General features: G+C 50.3%; 14 protein-coding genes. 6 read left to right on the top strand and 8 right to left on the bottom strand.

Going from position 1 to position 16,756, the window contains the following annotated elements; all coding sequences use genetic code 11:
- Positions 1-21: 21 nt before the first annotated feature.
- The 3 genes from IMY23_RS05295 to IMY23_RS05285 form a co-directional block, all read right to left on the bottom strand.
- A complete protein-coding gene (locus IMY23_RS05295; RefSeq protein WP_192821084.1) occupies positions 22-987 on the bottom strand; it encodes a Smr/MutS family protein in 966 nt (321 codons plus the stop codon).
- Positions 988-1,337: 350 nt separating this feature from the next.
- On the bottom strand, positions 1,338-2,066 hold the full coding sequence (locus tag IMY23_RS05290) for a response regulator transcription factor (RefSeq protein ID WP_192821083.1): 729 nt from the start codon (positions 2,064-2,066) through the stop codon (positions 1,338-1,340).
- Positions 2,067-2,117: 51 nt separating this feature from the next.
- Positions 2,118-4,214, bottom strand: a complete 2,097-nt coding sequence (locus IMY23_RS05285) for a HAMP domain-containing sensor histidine kinase (RefSeq protein WP_192821082.1) — start codon at positions 4,212-4,214, stop codon at positions 2,118-2,120.
- Between the two features lie 146 nt (positions 4,215-4,360).
- On the opposite strand from IMY23_RS05285, the gene IMY23_RS05280 reads away from it, so the two are divergent.
- The 3 genes from IMY23_RS05280 to IMY23_RS05270 all read left to right on the top strand — a co-directional run bounded on the left by IMY23_RS05280 (position 4,361) and on the right by IMY23_RS05270 (position 8,413).
- On the top strand, positions 4,361-5,434 hold the full coding sequence (locus IMY23_RS05280; RefSeq protein ID WP_192821081.1) for a T9SS type A sorting domain-containing protein: 1,074 nt from the start codon (positions 4,361-4,363) through the stop codon (positions 5,432-5,434).
- 247 nt (positions 5,435-5,681) lie between these two features.
- Positions 5,682-7,700: a M1 family aminopeptidase gene (locus tag IMY23_RS05275; RefSeq protein ID WP_192821080.1), complete on the top strand. Its 2,019-nt coding sequence runs from the start codon at positions 5,682-5,684 to the stop codon at positions 7,698-7,700.
- A gap of 230 nt (positions 7,701-7,930) precedes the next feature.
- Positions 7,931-8,413, top strand: a complete 483-nt coding sequence (locus tag IMY23_RS05270; protein ID WP_225986416.1) for a hypothetical protein — start codon at positions 7,931-7,933, stop codon at positions 8,411-8,413.
- Between the two features lie 93 nt (positions 8,414-8,506).
- Here IMY23_RS05270 and IMY23_RS05265 read toward each other — a convergent pair whose 3' ends face one another.
- A complete protein-coding gene (locus IMY23_RS05265) occupies positions 8,507-8,935 on the bottom strand; it encodes a DUF2147 domain-containing protein (protein ID WP_192821079.1) in 429 nt (142 codons plus the stop codon).
- Between the two features lie 264 nt (positions 8,936-9,199).
- Between IMY23_RS05265 and IMY23_RS05260 the strand changes: the two genes are divergently transcribed.
- The gene (locus IMY23_RS05260; RefSeq protein WP_192821078.1) at positions 9,200-9,577 is read left to right on the top strand and encodes a hypothetical protein; all 378 of its coding nucleotides are present in this window, start codon (positions 9,200-9,202) and stop codon (positions 9,575-9,577) included.
- Between the two features lie 746 nt (positions 9,578-10,323).
- Here IMY23_RS05260 and IMY23_RS05255 read toward each other — a convergent pair.
- Positions 10,324-10,926, bottom strand: coding sequence for a C40 family peptidase (locus IMY23_RS05255; protein WP_192821077.1), 603 nt, complete (start codon positions 10,924-10,926; stop codon positions 10,324-10,326).
- A gap of 129 nt (positions 10,927-11,055) precedes the next feature.
- Between IMY23_RS05255 and IMY23_RS05250 the strand changes: the two genes are divergently transcribed.
- Positions 11,056-12,852, top strand: coding sequence for a M61 family metallopeptidase (locus IMY23_RS05250; protein ID WP_225986415.1), 1,797 nt, complete (start codon positions 11,056-11,058; stop codon positions 12,850-12,852).
- A gap of 82 nt (positions 12,853-12,934) precedes the next feature.
- On the opposite strand, the gene IMY23_RS05245 is transcribed toward IMY23_RS05250, so the two are convergent.
- Entirely contained in the window at positions 12,935-14,881 is a 1,947-nt protein-coding gene (locus IMY23_RS05245) for a KUP/HAK/KT family potassium transporter (protein WP_192823695.1), read from the bottom strand.
- Positions 14,882-15,219: 338 nt separating this feature from the next.
- Here IMY23_RS05245 and IMY23_RS05240 point away from each other — a divergent pair, with 338 nt between their 5' ends.
- Entirely contained in the window at positions 15,220-15,639 is a 420-nt protein-coding gene (locus tag IMY23_RS05240) for a hypothetical protein (protein ID WP_192821076.1), read from the top strand.
- A gap of 202 nt (positions 15,640-15,841) precedes the next feature.
- Here the strand turns inward: IMY23_RS05240 and IMY23_RS05235 are convergent, their stop codons facing one another.
- Both IMY23_RS05235 and IMY23_RS20120 read right to left on the bottom strand, forming a co-directional pair.
- A complete protein-coding gene (locus IMY23_RS05235) occupies positions 15,842-16,462 on the bottom strand; it encodes an FKBP-type peptidyl-prolyl cis-trans isomerase (protein WP_192821075.1) in 621 nt (206 codons plus the stop codon).
- 104 nt (positions 16,463-16,566) lie between these two features.
- On the bottom strand, positions 16,567-16,695 hold the full coding sequence (locus IMY23_RS20120; protein WP_255430343.1) for a hypothetical protein: 129 nt from the start codon (positions 16,693-16,695) through the stop codon (positions 16,567-16,569).
- Positions 16,696-16,756 lie beyond the last annotated feature (61 nt).

The following is a 16,756-nucleotide window of genomic DNA, read 5'->3' as shown; positions in this document are numbered from 1 at the left end:
TTGTCTGCTTCAATAAGAAAACTACTTCAGCTGCACTTTGGTGGCGCCGTATCCAAATTTCTCTTTGCGGGCATCTTCATAATACTTAATGCTGGGGTTGCGGGAGAGCAGTTTCTGGATTTCCTTTTTGAGAACTCCGTTGCCCGTGCCGTGAATGAAGATAATCTCCTGCATGTTGTTGGCCACCGCCCGGTCCAGGTTGTCTTGGAATGCGGCCAACTGCACCCGCAGAACCTCAGAGTTGGTCATCAGTTTGTGGTCTTCCTGGGGCAACAGTTTCTCAATGTGCAAATCCACCTCGTTGGCCGGTACGGGCACTTTCACGTTGGCTGGCCCTGCAGAAGACTCCTGCAACTGTTCCTGAATCTGGTCTGGGTTCACCAGGTTGGGCTTGGCGTCTAGTTGAAACAGATAGCCTTCCTTTTGCAGTACGGGCACCATTTTCTTGCTTTTGTAGAACGAGGCGGCTTTGAATTTCAGGCGTCTGGTCACGGGTTCCAGCAAAGTGTTGCTGCTGGTTTTATGCTGCAGGTACTGCACCACCAGGTCGGGCCATTTGTCGAAGTCGTTGAGGTGCACGTGGCCCACGGCTTTGGTTTTGCGCGGCGGCAGTTTGTCATTGTTCACGGCTTTGTAGCCGTTCAGGGTTTCCTCGCCATAGGTGAACAGCAAATCAAACTCAGAATTGTTGATCACGTGAATAGCCAGCAGCTCCGGGGTTTGGTGCACCAGACCCACGTAAATGCCGGCCACCAAGGCCACAGGCGGCGTCAAAAGCGTTTGTCTGGGTTTTGCGGGCTCCGGGGCCACCGGCGCGTTGCCAAAATTCTTGTCTTCCTCCGGCGAAATCACAATCACCTCGCGGCGCATCACCGGAATGGTGAAATCATTGTCAATGGCCACTTCCACCAGGTTGTTGTCCAGAAAGCGGGTGATGATGCCGTTCTCCTTGCCATGCAGTAATCGTACGCGATCTCCTATATTCATCTCTGTTTTGGGGCTTATTTGCAAAACGGAGGGCAAAAACGCCACTCCCATCCCAAAGATACGGTAAATTAAAAGGAGCGACGAAGTGAAGGTTTTTGGTGGGTTTTCCTTTGCGCTTAACTCGGCCTTATAAAAGCAAGCGAAGCCAATGTAGAGACGCAATACTTTGCGTCTGGCGTGCACCTTCGTTCCATGGAGAAAAGACACAAAGTAGTACGTCTCTACAAAACCTGACTAAGCAACTATTATTTAATCCAAATGCTATCATAAAAGAAAAAGCCGTTCCGTTTTCGGGCTCATTTCCGGAAATGAGCCCGAAAACGGAACGGCCAGAGATAGAGAATGAAATTCTATTCCGCGGCGGCAGAAACGGGCGTGGGCGCCACCAGCCGGAAACCGTTGCCGTGCACATTGATGATCTCCACCTGCGGATCGGCTTTGAGGTATTTGCGGAGCTTGGTCACAAACACATCCATGCTGCGGGCGGTGAAGTAATTGTCGTCTTTCCAGATTTTGCTCAGGGCAATCTCGCGCGGCAGCACGTCATTGAGGTACTGGCAGAGCAAGAGCAGCAATTCCGCCTCTTTGGGCGACAATTTCTGTGACTCACCGTTGAGTGTGATTTGACGGGTTTTAAAATGAAAATAGTATTTGCCCAGCTGGAACTCGGTGGCGGCTTCTTTCTCTGGCGTGTGGGCATTGGCTTTGCGCTGCAGAATGGCTTTCAGTTTCCAGAGCAGAATCTCAGAGTCAAAGGGTTTGGTGATGTAGTCATCGGCGCCAATCTTGAATCCTTCCAGCATATCGGCTTTCATGGCTTTGGCCGTGAGAAAGATAACGGGCATCTGCGGGTTGATTTTCTTGATGTCGGTGGCCAGTGAAAAACCGTCTTTAAAGGGCATCATCACGTCCAGAATACACGCGTTGAAGCTTTCCTTCTGAAACGTACGCAAGCCCTGCAGCCCGTCCACGCATAAGGTCACGTCATAGTCATGCAACTCCAGGTAATCTTTCAGCACCATCCCGAAGTTGGGATCATCTTCCACCAAAAGCAGGCGGGTGGCGGCAGGTACAGTCATGTTTTTTATAATTTTATTATGCGATACAATTCGAAATTCAACCTTAATATTTTAAGCGTGCGGTTGGCACGGCAACCACAAAGTGAACCGGCTGCCTTTGCCCAGTTCTGAGCGAAGGTGAATGGTGCCGGCGTGGGCCTCGGCCATGGTTTTCACGTAACTCAGCCCCAACCCGAAGCCTTTGACGTTGTGCACATTGCCCGTGGGCACGCGGTAAAATTTCTCAAACACCCGCTTCTGCGCCTCCCGTGACATGCCCGTGCCCTGGTCTTCCACTGATATATGAATTCCCTTGGATACATTGGCCGTTTGAATCACAATTCTAGGGCCGTTGGGCGAATATTTGTTGGCGTTGTCCAGCAGGTTGGCCACCATGTTGGCCAGGTGGCCGGGGTCGGCGTAAATTACTTCATGGGTGGCGTCCAGTTTCAGGTCAAGGGAGCCCTGGCGTTGCTCAATGTGCAGCTGGAACGGCTCAATCACTTTCTGGATCAAGGCGTGTACGTCCACTTTTTCGCAGGCCAGTTGCAGTTTCTGGCGCTCCATCTGGGCCGTCTGCAGCACTTTCTCCACTTGCTGGTGCATGCGCTTGTTTTCGTCTTTGATAATGCGGGCATAGTAATCCACGCGCACTTCATCTTTGCGCACTTTGGGGTTCACCAACGCATCAAGGGCCAGAGAAATAGTGGCGATGGGCGTCTTGAATTCGTGGGTCATGTTGTTGATGAAATCGTTCTTGATCTCAGAGATTTTCTTCTGCCGTAGAATGGTGTACAGCGTGAACGAGAACGTGAGAATGATAATCAAGGTGAACAGCACCGAGATTACGGTGGGCACTGCCAGGCTCTGCCAGACATAGTAATTGCGGTTGGGGAAATCCAGGATAAGAAAAGCCGGGGCCGAAAGCACGTCATTGGGGAAAAGGCGCACCAGGTATTCATTGGCGCTGGCCGGGCTGGGCAATGCGGCAGAGGACAGCGCGTTGGTAGAGGCCAGCGTGATAGTAGAGTTGTTGCCTGCGCCAGTTTCTACCTTGAAATGGTAAGGAATCTGAATGTTGTGCATCTGCAATTCGGTGGCCAGCAATTCTTTGAGCTTGAGTTGCTGAAGGCGCTCGGCCAGAGGCTTTTCATTCCTGGCGTATTCCACCGCCATCTGCTGAATCACGTTGTTGAGGTGCTGCGCCTTGGCTTTCTCCTTCTGCTGCAGGGTTTTCTCAACGGGTTCTGGGTTCAGTTGCGCCCGGGCTGGGAGGGCCACAATGTCTGTAACCTGAACTTCTCTGCTGCCATTGGCGCTTTTAGCAGCCACAGAGTTCACTACACTTCTGAACCGCCGGTGCCGGGCCATGGAGTCTAAGGCGTAAGGAACCTTGCGATGGCCCGCTATTCTGACCAGGGTGTCTGAGAAAATGTTGATCACGTTGCCGCTCACGTTCACCTCCTGTATATTTCTGGCCGGAATAAGGTTCAGTAAATCCAGCTTGTTTTTAAAGGAAACGGTATCGCCCGTGAGGCTGAATACCATGCCGGAATCTACCCGCAACCTATGCGCCAAAGACCTAGAATGCGTTTTGAGCGTGTCCCGGATGGCGGCCTGCGCGGCCAGCACTTTCCAGACCACCACAGAATCAATCTTAGATTTCCCGAATACCTTGACCGTGGCGCCTTGCTGGTGCGGGGCAGCGGTGGTGGAACGCAGGTACACCCGGCTCTGGGGGCTCTGGGCAGTAGAGGTCACCACAGAAAAACCTGTGGCCGGGGCTGGCGGTGGAGTAGACGCTTCTGAAGGGCGCGTGAGCAGGACCTGCTGATCTTCTGGAGCCGCGTTGAACGTGATTTTATAAGTAGTTTTTTTGGCTTTCGCTTTTCTGGCGGGCGTTGGGGCAGGGGCGTTGTCCTCCATAGATGGCGTAACGGGCGTCAGCGCGGCTGCCCGTATCAAGGGCGCTTCCTCTTTCAGGAAATGCATGGCTTCCTCCGTTTCCAGGCGACGGGCCACTTGGTGCAGGGCCACGCTCACGTTGCGGTCAAACACTTCCTCCTCCATCTGCACCGCATGCTGAATCCAATAAGCCTGAAAGCCTATCAGCCCAATAAGCGACAGACTCATGAGGGCTATGACCAAAAGCAATGTTTTCTTCTTCATCTCTACAAAGATATAGGGTTGGCGCTAGCCTTGGTATTCTTTAACGTTTCCTTAACACACTTTAACCTGCTCTTAACCAGCAGCTACCGCCTAAGGCAGTACTATTGTACCAACCAAAACAAGCACCTTACCTAAACTACAGATTTATGATACAAAAAGCAACCCGCACCCTTGGCAGCACCTTCCTGGCCACCTTGTTATTAGGCCTGGGTACCCAGTCATTCGCCCAGGAAAAAGCCACCGTTGAAAAACATGCCCGCCAATCCAAAATTAAAATCATTCAGGCCGAAGGCGACGTCCATTATCTCTTGGACACCACCTTTACCCTTAAAGAAGGCCAGACTATTGCACAGGCCGTGAAAGAAATGAAGGAGAAAGCCGGTTCCCTTAAAAACCTGGGTGCCAAAGTGATCCTACCCACCAAGGTCAATTCGTTAAGTCAGACCGAGTTTGTGAATGTTTTCCCCAGCCGGGTAGGCGACACGGTGAACGTTGCTGTGCTCCGGTTTGCCGGGCGCGATTCTTTGTTTAGACAGCTGCATCGTACCCGCGTGTACACCAGAGATTCTGCTCAAACTTTGTTTCACGGTGATTTGAAGGAAGTACGGGTGACGGGTGCCCGGGCCCTGGGCAAAGAAGGCATACGGATTTTTACCCGTGACCTGGCGGAAGGCGATTCCCTGCAAAAGCGCCGGGTCATCTTCCGGATGGACACCACCTTCACCACCAACATGGATTCCATCAAGATCCAGAACATTGAAAGCATCAGAGTGCTGAGAAACGGTGCGCGTGTGCAGGCAAAACTCCTGGAAGCGGCTGGGAACATTAGGGTAACCGAGCCCGGTAACGTGGAAGTGATCAGCCTCACCACCAAAGAAGGCAAAACCATTATCTTATTGAAACCTTCCAAAGCCCTGGCCGCCAAAACCGACAAGAAAAACCAGAAAGCGGCGAAGAAAAAAGAAGGGCAAACCGATGTTTTGGTGGCCCCCAACCCGTCCAACGGCAAGTTCAGGCTTTCCTTTAATGTGCCTGCTGCTTCTGAGGTGAAGGTGAGGATAGTGAACAACGCCGGCAAAACCGTATTCCAAGATGAACCAGGAAAAGTATCTGGGTTCTACGCCAAAGATATTGACTTGAGCAAGGCAGGCGCTGGGCTATACGTCATTCAGTTGATGATTGGCAACAAGGTGCAGTCTGAGAAAATACTGGTGCAGTAGCAATTGCCAAATTTGAACTAAGCATCATTAGTTAGGTTGAAAGCCAAGCCTTTCTGTTTTGGAGCTCATTTCCAGAAATGAGCCCTAAAACAGGAAGGCTTTTTTTAGGCATGAGGAAATGGACAGTGAATTGCCCTGAAACAATTTGCGATAGAGTGTGCCAGGTGCCGGGAAAATTTCGTTAGTTGAGATATAATCATAAGGCACCATTTTTGTGGCCTGGCCAGTTGTTTCGCTAGCACTTCTTATGACACATTTTTCCTATACTTCTTTCAGGCCTTCGTTTTTAAATCGTTTAAAGACTAAATGGGGCTGTCTGCTGCTGGTGCTCTTACTTGGCCAGGGAATTGTGGCGCAAGCCCAGGAGAAAGATCCGCATCCGTGCGCGGTGGCCCGCCTACAATCAACCTCCCTGCTGCTCGCCGATGGCATCACCTCTGAGGCGCACGTAGCCCTGATGCGGCAATATGACGTGCACTGGTACAAACTGGACCTTGGCCTGGAGCGAAACAATCTGAATGTGCAGGGAAACGTGACCATTTTGGCCACTAATCTTTCTTCAAATTTTTCTGAATTCGCGTTTGAGCTGCACCCAAACCTGACCATTGACCGCGTGTTGATCAACGGGCAGCCGGGCGTGGTGAATAGGACCAACAGCGAGGTGCGTGTACAGATGCCCATGCAGGTGCCGGCCCAGCAGAAATTCACGGCGCAGGTTTTTTACGCCGGTACCGCGCCTTCGGGAGCTAGCGCCGCCATTGGCAACGGCCTGAACACGGCCACGGTTTCTCAGTACAACGCACAGGTCACCTGGAGTTTGAGCGAGCCTTTCGCGGCCTCTGAGTGGTTCCCGGTCAAACAATTACTCGCAGACAAAGCAGACTCCGTAGACGTTTGGGTCACCACAGACGTAGGCAACAAAGTAGGGTCTAACGGCCTGCTCCAGCGCGTGACGCCACTTCCCAACCAGAAGCACCGTTATGAATGGAAGTCTACGTACCCCATAGCCTATTACCTTATCTCGGTGGCGGTGGGGCAGTACCAGGAATACACGTTTCCGGTAACGGTGCCTGGCGCCACGGCGCCCATTCCGGTTCAGAACTTTATATATGACCATCCGCAGGCCCTGGCGGCGTTTAAACCTGGCATTGACAACACCGCCCCCTTGTTGCAGCTGTTCTCAGAAAAGTTTGGCTTGTACCCGTTCCACAAAGAGAAATACGGGCACAGCATGGCCCCTATGGGCGGCGGCATGGAGCACCAAACCATGACCACGCAGTCTAGCTTTGAATTCACGCTCACGGCCCATGAACTGGCGCACCAGTGGTGGGGCAATGAAGTAACCTGTGCGGGCTGGAGCCATATCTGGTTGAACGAAGGCTTCGCCAGTTACAGTGAGTATTTGGCCTTGCAGGAATTTCAGCCTGGGGCTGCGCGCAATTGGATAGAGAGAGCAGCGGGGAGTAGCACATTTTCGCAGGGCTCTGTTTTTGTACGAGACAGCACGCAGGTGGGAGCTATTTTCAACTCAGTGTTAAGTTATAGAAAAGGGGCCATGGTGTTGCACATGCTTCGGCATGCCCTGGCATCTGACGCCTTGTTTTTCCAGGTGTTGCGCACTTATAGAAATCAGTATAAAAATAAAGTAGCCACCACCCGAGATTTCCAGCGCGTGGTGGAACAGGTGGCGGGCCGGTCTTTTGCCTATTTCTTTGACCAATGGGTGTATGGCGAAGGCTATCCTATCTTTGACATACGGTGGGCACAGCAAGACGGAAAGCTCTACCTCAAATCCACGCAGACCGGCTCTAGCCCCAATACGCCTTTCTTTAAAACCGAAATGGAGTTAAAAATCTACACCACTGAGAAAGACACCTTGGTTCTTTTGCAGCAAGACAAACCAGTGGAAGAATATTCCTTTAAATTAAAGGGCACCGTGGTGGGCATGCAACTGGACCCTGACCAGTGGCTGGCAGAGAAGGTAGATGTGTTGGACAAAGACCCTTCGCTCATGCCAATCCAAGGCAGAAAACCAATCTATGAAGTAGGTGTCTACCCAAACCCGGCAAGGGATGAAGTGCAATTTCTGGAAGGCGTAGGTGGCCTTACTGAGATTACCTTGACAGATATAGCAGGCCGTACATTGAAGTCTTTTGACCCACGGGTGGAGAAAACTATAAAAATTGATTACCTGGCGCCCGGCGCTTATTTGCTCATATTGAATTACGGTGGTATGGTAAAGGTGATCAAGTTTGTGAAACTGTAAATCAGCGGCTTGGCCTGAAAAATTTTATTTTATCCCAACAAATTCTGATTTTATCAGTTTAAAGCTTTGCGACGATAGGAGAGTCACCGTCCTTTCCGTTTTTAGCCTCCATTTTGTAAATGAGCCCTAAAACAGCTTTTCTGAAGCGTATGTAAACCTTTTGTTTCTTTGTTTGCCCCAGCTTTGGCCTGACCAGGCTGGAGGCGAGCCCCAAACCAAACCTAACGCCTATGACCACTTCAACTATGACAGAAACTGCCCCAGACCTGGAGATCAAACACCGGTTGATGGAAGAATGCCTCAAAGCCCAGACAGATTTTGTGGAGAACGCCCGGTTTGCCATGGAAGAAGCCCAAAACAGCGCCAATGAAAGCCAGGGAGCCATGGAAGATAAGTTTGAGTCGTTCAGGGAGGCCTGCCAGATTCAGCGCGACATGTTTGCCAAGCAGCTGGACGAGGCCATCAGCAAACTTAGTATTCTCAAGCGCATTGTGCGCAACAAAGTGAACGAAGACATTTCCCTGGGCTCTGTGGTGAAAACCGATGCCCAGAATTATTTTATCTCGGTGAGCCTGGGAGAAATTAACGTGGAAGGGGAAAAGTACTTCGCCATTTCACCGGCCTCCCCGGTGTTTCAGGCCATGGCCGGTAAGACCAAAGGAGACTCATTTGTGTTCAGAGACAAGAGCATCAAAATTCTGGATCTTTGCTAATTGATTTTTCAGGAAATATTCCTTTCATCAACATAACACAAAAAGAAAAGGGCCACTCTAGAGTGGCCCTTTTCTATGTAATCAATGAGTGGCTTATTGAACGCGGGTCCAGGTCTGTGAACGGCCAATCAAAGAGATGCCAATGTAGCCTTTCACTTCCATTTTGCCGTTGCTGAGCAGTTTCATGTAAGAAGAATACTCCTTGCCCGACTTTGGATCATAGATAGTGCCATCATCCCACTTGTTGTCGCCGTCTGGCTCAAAGCCTTTCAGGAACACCAACCCAATGATGGGGCGGCTCTGCAATTTGCTGTCTGGGTTGAACTGGTCGGTTTTAGGTTTGCCGTCGCGGTTAGGTTCTTTGAGCCAGATAATCTTGCCGCAAAGTTTGGTGCCGCACTGGTAAATCTCAAACCGTGCTTCTTTCTCCTCATTGGTCCAGATGCCAATAGGTGATTTCTTTTGAGCCCAGGCTAGCGTGGTGAGGCTAAGCATAAGAGCCAGCAAAAAGATCTTCTTCATAAATGGTTGGTTAGTAGGTTATGGTTACTAAATATAAGCAATTTAAAGACCAAAAATAGTTTCACGTAAAAAATAATGAGAAGTACGGTGGCAAGAACCTACCATTAGCGGCTTGAAATGCTCCAGCAGGCCTAAAATAAATATACGCCAATCCTAATTCCTTTGACTTCCATCCTCTAACCTATCTCATTTGCCTTTGTAAGGTAGAAGTCTTAGTTTAGTTTGCCCTGGTGCACAACCTCGCTACATAAAAAATTTTGCCTCATGCGAAAATTCCTACTAACGGGGCAAGGCCTCTTTTATGGTTTTACCGGTATCTGGCCCTTGGTGCATATGCCTAGTTTTCTGGCGGTTACGGGGCCCAAGAATGAAGTTTGGCTGGTAGAAGTGGTGGGCGTGTTGGTGCTGGCCATAGGAGCGGCACTCTTCTGCGCGGCCTTCCAGCAACAGCGGGAACGCAGCATTGACCTGCTGGCGGTTTTCAGTGCCTTGGGGCTGGGCGCCATGGATATCCGCTACGCCACCCTTGATGTGATTCTGGATATTTACTTGCTTGACGCCGCTGTGGTGGCATTTTTGGTAGTGTCCTGGATTTGGGTAATCTGGAGATTAGACGCGGCCGGGCCCACAGAAATAAGATAAATTATTTCATAAATCCTTTTGAACTATCCTTGGCCTTTTTAACTTTATAAAACGGAAGCGAGTGCTCCGGGCCCTACCAGAATCGCCATAAGTTATTTGGAAGTTTAATAGGGTTTATGTCGGACTTAAAGAAAGGAGGTAAAAGTGTCTAATCCCAGTAAGAATGTATCAAGCCTAGCTCATGTGTCAACCGTTAATCGTGTTGAAGCTTGCTAAAGACTTTGGTCTAACTGGCGAATCCGGCATGAGGTAGCCAGGCGTGAGAGGGAGGCATCCTTCCTGTGCCGCTTGATACCATTTCAAAGGATTCCGTACCCGGCTATTGCAATAGCCGGGTATTTTTTTGCCCTTTTTTTCCTCGGTAAAATTATGTGAAGCCCAAGCAAAAAATCCGTTTTCGGGCTCATTTCCAGAAATGAGCCCGAAAACGGAAAATGGTTCAGGCGGCCCAAGGTTTGCCGAGCTGCCTTTATTGGAAAAGTAGCCTGGTAAGATTATTACCTGGTGGTGCTCCGCAGGAAAACAGGTTGTTAAAACAAGAATTTTATTTCGCAGGTTTCGCTTTAGAATTGTAGTTTTTGATGCGCCCCGGTTTCATGGAGCCACCTTGTAATACTATTGCCACGCTACATTTTCTAATAAAGTGGGAAATTCCGTTTTCGGCTTCATTTCTGAAAATGAGCCGGAAAACGGATTTTTTATCCTGAATAATTACCTAGTGAACACCAGCAACCAATCACCAATAACTACTGTATCACGCGCCGCACATCCAGAAACCGTTTCTGGTACAGGGTGCCTTCCACTTCGCTCACTTTCACGCCGCCGTTGGAGGACGAATGCACAAACTGCACTTTCTTGGGCGGGTTGGTGATCACAATGCCTACGTGGCCAGGGGTTCGGTCTTGCAGGTTGGTGCCGGTGAAAATGAGGAGGTCGCCTTTGCGGGCTTCCTGCAGGGGCACGCTTTGGCCCAGCTTAGATTGAAGGGTGGAGCCGTGGGGCATTTCTACGTTGAATTTGGTATACACATAGGTGGTGAAGCCCGAACAGTCAAAACCTTCCTCTGAGGCCCCGCCATAGGTATATTCGGTGCCGTACCGTTGCAAGGCAAACGCCACCACGCTGTCGGCTTTGCTGGAGTATGAGCCTTCCAGCACATCAAGGTTGGCGGCCTGGTCTGGAGTATTGGTGACGGGTTTGCCTGCGGAATCCTGGTGAAACGTTTTGTCCTTGCCGTCAAAGCTGGTTCTTCTGAGGCCGGGTACCACGGTTTCCTCTGTGGCGAAAAACGCTTTGTACAACAGCAGCAGGACCAAAATGACGCCGAAGCCTATCCAGATTTTTTTCATGGGTATGTGGTTTACACGTGATACGTTCAAACCTGCCGCCATGGTTGTTCCGGGCAAGCACCGTCTTTGGAAAAGCCCCGGTTTCGGCGTATTTTTAACTTTTATACCAACCGAATTTCACCCTACTCTATGCTACACAAACTCCTTTCATGCTTAGTGGCACTGGTGCTGGTCTTGTCGCTGTCTCTGACGGCCGCCGCCGCCCCCGTGCTCACCTACCGTTTATCAATGCCAGAACCGCACACCCATTACTTTGAGGTGGAAATGAAGCTGTCTGGCTTTAAAGGAAAGACGGTGGATCTCACCATGCCCGTGTGGGCGCCGGGTTCTTACCTGATCAGGGAATTCCCCAAAAACGTGGAAGCGTTCACCGCCAGCACCAGCGCCGGTGCCGTTGCTTCGTCTAAAATAGACAAAAACACCTGGCGCGTGGCTTCGGGCGGAAAAGACGTGACCGTTACCTACAAAGTATATGCCTATGAAATGAGCGTGCGCACCAGCTTTATTGACGCCAGCCACGGCTATTTGAACGGCACCAGCATATTCATGTACCCCGAAGGCCAGAAAAACCTGCCTTCTACCTTGACCGTGGTGCCTTACAAAGACTGGAAGAAAGTATCTACCGGTTTGGCCCCGGTTGCCGGACAACCTTTCACTTACCGCGCTGAGAATTATGACGTGCTCGCCGATTCGCCCATTGAAATTGGCAACCATGAAATCTTTTCCTTTGAGAGCAACGGCGTGAAGCATGACGTTGCCATGTACGGCGACGGCAACTATGACCCCACCCGCCTGGTGGCCGACATGAAACGCATTACGGATGAGTCAGCCAAGATCTTCGGCGACATGCCCATCAACTACTACCTGTTCATTGTGCACAACCTGAACAACGGCGGCGGCGGTCTGGAGCACTTGAATTCCACCACCTTGCAGACCACCCGCACCAGCTACGGCACGCGCCGCGGCTACCAGGGCTTTCTGAGCTTGGTGGCGCATGAGTATTTTCACCTCTGGAATGTAAAGCGCCTGCGGCCTATTGCCCTGGGGCCGTTTGATTATGACAAGGAAAACTACACCAACATGCTTTGGGTGTCTGAAGGCTTCACCAGTTACTATGATGATCTTTTGGTGCGTCGCGCCGGGCTGATGACTGAACGGGAGTATTTAGATATTGTGGGGGCCAACATCACAAGCGTGGAGAATGCGCCGGGCAACAAAGTGGTATCGGCGGCGGAGTCCAGCTTTAACGCCTGGATCAAGCAGTACCGCCCAGATGAGAACTCGTACAACACGCACATGTCATACTACAGCAAAGGCGCGCTCTTAGCCATGCTCCTGGACATGGAAATCATGAAAGCCAGCAACGGCACCAAAACCCTGGATGATGCCATGCGCCACTTGTATGAATTGCATTACAAGAAACAGGGCAGGGGCTACACAGACAAAGAGTTTCAGGCGGGCATGGAGAAGTTTGCCGGCAAGTCTTTGAATGACTTTTTCCAGAAATACGCTTATGGCAAAGAAACCCCAGACTATGCTGCGTACCTGGCCGCCGCGGGCGTGAATTTGGTAGACCAGAACAAAACGCAGAATATTCCCTTGCTGGGCGCCGCCATTTCCACTGCTTCCGGCAAACCCATGGTCACTACCGTCACCCGCGACGGCAGCGCCTGGCAGGCCGGCCTGAATGTGCATGACGAGATTATTGCCGTGAACGGCTACCGTGTGACCGATGACCTGAACAGATCTGTGCCCTCTTATGCGGTAGGTGATGTGCTGGAGACCATTGTGAGCCGCGGCGGTCAGCTATTAGGCATTTCCATCAAACTCCTGAAAGACCAGACTTTGAAATACCGGGCAGAGGCAGCCCCCAACGCCACTGAGCAGCAGAAGAAAATCTACGCCAAATGGCAGAATGTAAAATAGCGTTTTGGGGCTCATTTCCAGAAATGAGCCCCAAAACGGAATGTACAAAAAAAGGGAGGCGTTCAACGCCTCCCTTTTTTGTTTACAGAATCCGTTTCATTTCCAGCTCGCGGGCAGGTTTAATGATGAGGGGCACTTTCTCCACTTTCACAGAGCTGGTGTCAAGCCCAAACCATTTGCCTTCTGAGGTAGTGAATTGCTTTATGCTGAAGTAGGCCTGCATGATGGTGTTCTCCCAAAACGGCAAATCGTTTTCATAGCTCAGGAACTTCTCCAGCACCACAAACCTAAAGTCACCTATGAGGTTCTGGCGGCTCAATGAGCTGTAGCGGCTGGTAATGTCCACTTCCTTGTTCTTCACCAGATCTTCCACCACTTTTCTGAAGAACAGGTTGATGCGCTGCTCCACCCTGAACCCTAACCTGAAATCAATGCGCACTACGTCCTGCGTGGCCAGCACGTTCACTTTGTATTCCATGGTATAAGGGTCATCCATGGTGTTCACGTGAATAAACCAATAAATGTCAGCGCGTTTGGGGCGTTTCTGGAAAATAGAATAAATAATTTTTGACTCAATCTCAGAGGTGCGCTCGGCACTGGTCATGAACACCAGATGCGTGGCGTATTTCGGGATGGATTCGTCTTCGCTCAGTTCACGCAGCTGCGGAATATACTCCTGTATGGGCACATACTCGGTGAGTCGTTTCTTAATGAAATAGGCCCTCCGCCAGATGTACATGAGCAGAATTACTAAAATTGCCACCGTGAGGGAGAACCAGCCGCCTTCGGCAAATTTCAGGAGGTTGGCCACAAAGAAGGAGCCTTCCACGGCAATGTACACCGCCAGGAACAAGTACACCCAGAAACGTGCCACCCGTTTGGTGAGGAGATAAAAGCTAAGCAGGGTGGTGGTCATGAGCATGGTGATAGTAATGGCCATGCCGTAGGCCGCCTCCATGCGGGCAGATTCCTGAAAAATCAAAACCACTACCACGCAGCCCGCCCACAGCATTTTGTTAATGCTGGGCACATAGATCTGGCCTTTGACATTGGTAGGATAGATCAAGCGAACCTTGGGCCACAAATTCAACCGGATGGCTTCGCTGATTAAGGTGAAAGAGCCCGTAATCAAGGCTTGGCTGGCGATAATGGCGGCGATGGTGGCAATGGCGATACCAAAAATCAGGAACCAGTCTGGCATGACCGCATAAAACGGGTTGGGAATGGGCAGCGCTTTCAACACACTTCCCTGGTGCTCCATGAGCCAGGCGCCTTGCCCAAAATAGTTGAGCAGCAGACAGGTTTTCACGAAGGTCCAACTGATTCTGATGTTCTCCTTGCCGCAGTGCCCCAAGTCTGAATACAAGGCTTCGGCCCCGGTGGTACAAAGGAAAACCGCGCCTAAAATCCAGAAGCCCTCTGGTGTGTCAAACAGCAGCCGGTACGCATAGTACGGGTTGAAGGCTTTCAGAATTTCTGGGTGCTCAATGATGGAGAAAATGCCCAGGGTCCCCAACATGGTGAACCACAGGAACATAACCGGTCCAAAGGCCTTGCCCACAATCTGCGTCCCGAAGCTCTGCAAGAAAAACAGGAGCGTAAGAATGGCAATGACAATGGGCACCGTAGGAATGTGCGGATATATCAACTCCAGGCCTTCCACCGCCGATGAGACCGAAATAGGAGGCGTGATGATGCCGTCGGCGAGCAGGGCGCTCCCGCCAATAACGGCCGGAATGGTCAGCCATTTGGCGTGCCGCCGAACCAAGGCGTACAATGAGAAAATACCGCCCTCGCCGTTGTTGTCGGCGCGTAAGATTAAGATGACGTATTTGATGGTGGTCTGCAGGGTGAGGGTCCAGACCACGCAGGAAATGCCCCCGTACACCAGGTTCTCACTAATGGCCCTCTCGCCCATAATGGCTTTCATCACGTACAGCGGCGAGGTGCCAATGTCTCCGTAGATAATGCCAAGCGCAATGAGTAAACCGGCCCCCGACACGCGGTGAGCGTGGCCATTTTCCTTCATGTTCATTCCTTTAGGTGTTACTCTACTTGCCAGTATATTTTGCAATGGCAGCCAACAAGGTTTCCTGTTTTCTACCTCCAAACGGGCGCCAAAATTAACAGCAAAAGTGTAATTAAAAATCTTTTATAATATTTATTTAATCGGCTTAGAATTAAGCTTGTGGCAGGTTTGTCTTGATATGGTAGAAAAACCAGAACTAGCCAAAAATACCATCTCAAGATTTCAAAGAATACCATTGCAAATGAAAGGCCTACTCCTTAATTTAGGCTTTATATTTATACCAAATTATATCCATAAGTAGGATTATTTAAATAATAATCTGTGAAATAATTATCTTTATGTTTCCTTTAGAAACTGATTATTGCCGCTTGGGGTTAGATGAAACTCAAAAAGTGGCTATGCTAAGCTGGAAACGGCCTGTGCATCTATCTGAATACCAATCGGGTCTGTCGGCGCTGATTGACCTGCTGAAAACCCATGCCATCCAGCGAACACTTATTGATTCCACGCACAAAGGTCCTTTGTCTAAAGAAGCGGATGAATGGGTGTTCAATGCTCTGCCCAATGCTGTGGCCGGTATAGATTTGAATGTACACCAGGTGGCGCTTGTCATGACCGAGGATATGTACCAAAACATGGTGCAACAGTATTCAGTGCTTCGCACCGGTGCTTTGCAGTTGCCCCTGAGCATTAATTATTTCACCAAACGGGAAGAAGCCCTGCATTGGCTGGCCCATGAACCCACTATGTTATCCTGAGTTACGTAAGTTGGCTATTATATGAAAAACGCCCTGTTCTTACTAGAAGAACAGGGCGTTTTGCTTTCCGTTTTGGGGCTCATTTCTGAAAATGAGCCCCAAAACGGAGAATTATTTTGCCATCTGAGATAGCGAATTGGTCTTGTTTAAAACGTGCGCTTTTAACAAGAACGTTTTTTACAAGTGAGCTTTGAAAGCTGGCTTAGTGCACCTTCAGCAATTCCACATCAAAAATCAAGGTGGTGTTAGGTCCTATGTCTGCCCCGGCGCCTCTTGACCCGTAAGCCAGGTCACCCGGAATGTAGAGTCTCCACTTGTCGCCTTCTTTCATGAGTTGCAGGGCTTCTGTCCAGCCGGCAATCACGCCGTTCACCGGGAAAGTGGCGGGCTCACCACGCTCGTATGAAGAATCAAACACGGTGCCGTTGATCAAGGTGCCGTGGTAGTGGGTGGTCACGTTGGAGCTTTTGCCTGGCGTTTTGCCGGAACCGCTTTCCAAAACTTCGTACTGCAGGCCGCTGGCCAGCGTGGTCACGCCAGATTTTGCCTTGTTTTCCTGCAAGAAAGCCTCGCCTTCTTTTTTGTTTTGCTCACCAGAAGCGCCCGCTGAGGACTGCTGTTTTTCCTGCATCTGCATCTGCAGCTGCATCATAGTGTTCTGGATTTCTTCGGGCGACAATTGCGAGGCCTGGCCCGACAATGCTTCTTTTAACCCCTGCGACAGCGCTTCCACTTCAATGGTGATGCCCTGCTTGGTGAAATTGGCGGCCATGTCGCGGCCTATGATGTAACTGATTTTCTGGTTGAGGTCTTTTAATTCCATAGTTTTTCTTTTGTACCGGTAAAGGTACGGTTTCTGGGTAAATAGGATAGGGGGAAAACAGAAAACCCCGCATACGCGGGGTTCCTGAAGCTTGAAATAATTGTCTATAAATACAGGTGGATGTCTTCATCTGAGAGATCCAGCGTGATTTTCTCAGGAGCCAGCCATGTGGTAGCCAAGGCACCTACTATACCAAGGACTAAGATGGACGAAAGGGCGGAAAATGTTTTCATGGCGTTGGTCTTTAAGGGGTTATATCTTAAACGTAAAATTCTACAATCTAGTTTACTCCAA

The organism is Rufibacter sp. LB8, from assembly GCF_014876185.1.
GTDB lineage: Bacteria > Bacteroidota > Bacteroidia > Cytophagales > Hymenobacteraceae > Nibribacter.
This window is presented reverse-complemented; position numbering and strand designations above follow the sequence as displayed.